The sequence below is a fragment of the Bradyrhizobium sp. NAS80.1 genome (genome assembly GCF_001908205.1).
Classification (GTDB): Bacteria; Pseudomonadota; Alphaproteobacteria; order Rhizobiales; family Xanthobacteraceae; genus Bradyrhizobium.
In genome coordinates this window covers 1-3,003 of the sequence record NZ_LGHL01000260.1, presented here as the reverse complement: position 1 = coordinate 3,003, position 3,003 = coordinate 1, and the positions used below count along the sequence as shown (strand labels likewise).

Sequence of the window (3,003 nt, the reverse complement as noted above, 5' to 3'; positions counted from 1 at the left end):
GACGGCAGGCCATTCACTGGGTGATTGCCTTTCAACCGCATTCGTCAGCGCGGCGTCGACGGAGTCTTTTCCTCTCCTCATCGGCATCTATTCCGGGATTTTGGGCATCTTCATTCCATCGGGCGGAGGTCGATGGATAGTCGAGGCGCCATTCGTAATGCAGGCCGCGATGGATTTGCGCGTGAACCTGGGCTGGGCCGTCCAGGCCTACAACGCCGCCGGAGCCCTGCCGAATTTGATCAACCCCTTCTGGATGGTCCCCCTCCTCGGTATCGTCGGCCTCAAAGCGCGCGACCTCGTCGGCTTCACGTTCGTGCAATTCGTGCTTCTCGGTCCCGTCGTGCTGCTTCTTCTCTGGTTGCTGGCGGGGACAATCCCATTTCACCCGCCAATGATCGGTTGAAGGCGAGATGGCCGCAAAGCGCGTGGCCGCAAATCAGAGATCTGTCGACCGCGTCACGATCCAGCCGTACCTGACGTTCAGCGATGAGTAACTGCGGGAAGTACGTCCGGGACCGAGGCTAAGCTGAACATGGAAGTCCACGTGAGGGCCACTCGCCGTCATCTCAACGCGCCTATGGAGCGCCAAACTCGAAGGAGTTAGGTCATGGCAACCACAGAATATACTCACACCGCGTCATCAGCGCAGGCGACACGAGACTACGACGGATGGATTATCGCTGGTTATGGCATCTTGGGAGCAATCGCGCTCGCTGCGCTCTACTTTGCGTCGGGCGGTCCGGGAAACGGCGAGGCTGCCCTTGCCATTATGGTGGCTATGCCTTGATCTGACGTCGTTCGATGCGAGGGCTTCTCATTCTCTTTGTAGCTTTTTCGCTTATACTGGCCGCACGAGGCCAGCATCAAACAAATTTCGTGCCGCGCCCGACCGCATCTATGCCACCAGTCAACGTGCCCTAGGTCGGATTCCAGCTTACGCCGTCCGCTTGAAACGGCCGCAGGCGACGTTGCTCCAGCAAAATGTTGGTGTACCGACTTTTCATATCTCTGTTCCTTGAGCGCCGACGCGAAGGTCTGCTCAGGGGCCCAATAGGCGACACCAAGGATTTGCGATCGACCCGGCGACCGGAGTCGGACCTCTGGAACTTCTGGGATCAAAGGCTGTTGTAGCGCACAGAGGGCCTCATGCATGGACATGGTCACGCGCGCTCGCGGTTCGGATGCCGTCCCAGCGGGACAAGTTTCTCCAGTGAACTCACACAACGAGTGGGGCACGCTGGAGGAAGTGATAGTCGGAAGGCTTGAGGGTGCGGTTATCCCGTCCGATCATCCGGTTGTCACCTGCAACATTCCCGGCATGGCAGCGCGTGCCCAGTCGCTGTTCGCAGGCTTCCGTTACCCAAAGATCATGATCGAACCGGCTCAGCGTGAGCTTGATGGCTTGGTTACGCTGCTACAGTCGCTGGGCATCGTCGTAAGGCGGCCGGACGCCGTCGACCACAGGAAGCGCTTCAGCACGCCGGAATGGTCCGCGCGCGGCTTCTGCAATTCCTGCCCGCGCGACAGCATGCTCGTGATCGGCAACGAGATCATTGAAACTCCAATGGTTTGGCCTTGTCGCTACTTCGAGACGCACTCCTATCGTCCGATTCTGAAGGACTATTTCCAACGTGGCGCGCGGTGGACGAGCGCGCCCAGACCGCAACTGACGGACGAACTGTTCGACCCGGATTTTCGCGTCCCCAAGAAAGGCGAGCCGATCTCATACATCCTCACCGAATTCGAGCCGGTCTTTGATGCTGCCGACTTCTTTCGCTGCGGGCGCGACCTGTTCGTGACGCGCAGCAACGTCACCAATGCGTCTGGTATTGAATGGCTGCGTCGCCACCTTGGCGACGGCTATCGCATCCATGAGATCGAGAGCCGCTGTCCCAATCCAATGCACATCGACACCACCATATTGCCGCTTGGGCCCGGCAAGATCCTGATCAATCCCGAGTACATAGACGTCGACCGTCTTCCGGCCGTCTTGAAAGGATGGGACATCCTCGTGGCCCCCGAGTCCGACCCGATCACCGATCCTGTGCTGAGGATCACTTCGCTATGCGGGAAATGGCTCAACATGAACGTATTGATGGTGGATGAGAAGCGCGTCATCGTAGATCCACATCATACCGCAACGATGCGTGCGTTTGAGAATTGGGGATTCGAGCCGATTCCCTGCGAGTTCTTACACTATGCGGCATTTGGTGGCGCCTTCCATTGCGCCACGCTCGACGTCCGGCGGCGCGGCACGTTGGAGAGCTATTTTTGAGCCGACTTCCAACAGGTTCTCATCGCACCGTTCCGCCTAAGTTGTGATTTTCAGTCCGATCATGCCCAATAGAATAAAGCCGATACAAGCAAGCCTAAACAACGTTAGGGGCTCGTCAAAGAGATAGATGCCGAGCGCGGCGGTGCCAACAGTGCCAATGCCCGTCCACACCGCATAGGCCGTACCGACCGGCAGCGACTTAAGGGCGATGCCGAGGAATCCAATACTGGCCGCCATAGCGACGACTGTGCCGATTGTTGGTAAAAGGCGTGCGAAGCCTTCCGTGAATTTGAGGCCGATCGCCCAGGCGATTTCGCACAGGCCAGCAATGAGCAGGAAGAGCCAAGCCATGGGAATGCCCCAAAAACACTTGAACAACGAGCAATCTCTCTCAGGGTTTACTCCAAATCAACGCTTTGAAAATCTGTAGTAGGATCGGGCCAGGGCTGAGCATCGAGGACGGAGGACCGAGTTACTGCGCCTCGGCGATCTTCGGTCCAGATGACGGCATCTGCGCGTTGGCCGCCAAGGGCCGCTTCGACGGCGATGCCGGGTCGGGCAATCGGAAAGCAGCGTCGGTCGGCGCGCCCTGGGAAGGTCGACGGGCAGCGGTCGCCGGAAGCACGATCACCTTCGCTCCGACTTTCACCCGCTCATAAAGGTCCACGACGTCCTCATTGGTCAGCCGGATACAGCCGGACGAAACCCGCTTCCCGATCGTATCGGGG

The 3,003-nt window shown here is 58.6% G+C and carries 5 protein-coding genes; 3 read left to right on the top strand and 2 right to left on the bottom strand.

Annotation, left to right across the window (positions count from 1 at the left end):
• From AC629_RS40485 to AC629_RS40480, 3 genes are all read left to right on the top strand, one after another.
• The coding region (locus AC629_RS40485; RefSeq protein ID WP_168195708.1) for a TIGR00366 family protein at window positions 1-403 on the top strand (403 nt) is incomplete at its 5' end.
• Window positions 404-607: 204 nt separating this feature from the next.
• Window positions 608-787: a hypothetical protein gene (locus AC629_RS46155; RefSeq protein ID WP_143199833.1), complete on the top strand. Its 180-nt coding sequence runs from the start codon at window positions 608-610 to the stop codon at window positions 785-787.
• A 363-nt stretch (window positions 788-1,150) separates the two neighbouring features.
• On the top strand, window positions 1,151-2,275 hold the full coding sequence (locus AC629_RS40480; protein ID WP_210419188.1) for an amidinotransferase: 1,125 nt from the start codon (window positions 1,151-1,153) through the stop codon (window positions 2,273-2,275).
• A 36-nt stretch (window positions 2,276-2,311) separates the two neighbouring features.
• Here the strand turns inward: AC629_RS40480 and sugE are convergent, their stop codons facing one another.
• Window positions 2,312-2,626, bottom strand: coding sequence for a quaternary ammonium compound efflux SMR transporter SugE (gene sugE / locus AC629_RS40475; protein WP_084810256.1), 315 nt, complete (start codon window positions 2,624-2,626; stop codon window positions 2,312-2,314).
• A 121-nt stretch (window positions 2,627-2,747) separates the two neighbouring features.
• Window positions 2,748-3,003 (bottom strand): L,D-transpeptidase (locus tag AC629_RS40470; protein WP_143199832.1); only part of this gene is annotated, 256 nt, incomplete at its 5' end.

Coding starts and splice junctions, on each gene's coding strand:
- AC629_RS46155 (WP_143199833.1), top strand. CDS start 608: ATGGCAACCACAGAATATACTCACACCGCGTCATCAGCGCAGGCGACA.
- AC629_RS40480 (WP_210419188.1), top strand. CDS start 1,151: ATGGACATGGTCACGCGCGCTCGCGGTTCGGATGCCGTCCCAGCGGGA.
- sugE (WP_084810256.1), bottom strand. CDS start 2,626: ATGGCTTGGCTCTTCCTGCTCATTGCTGGCCTGTGCGAAATCGCCTGG.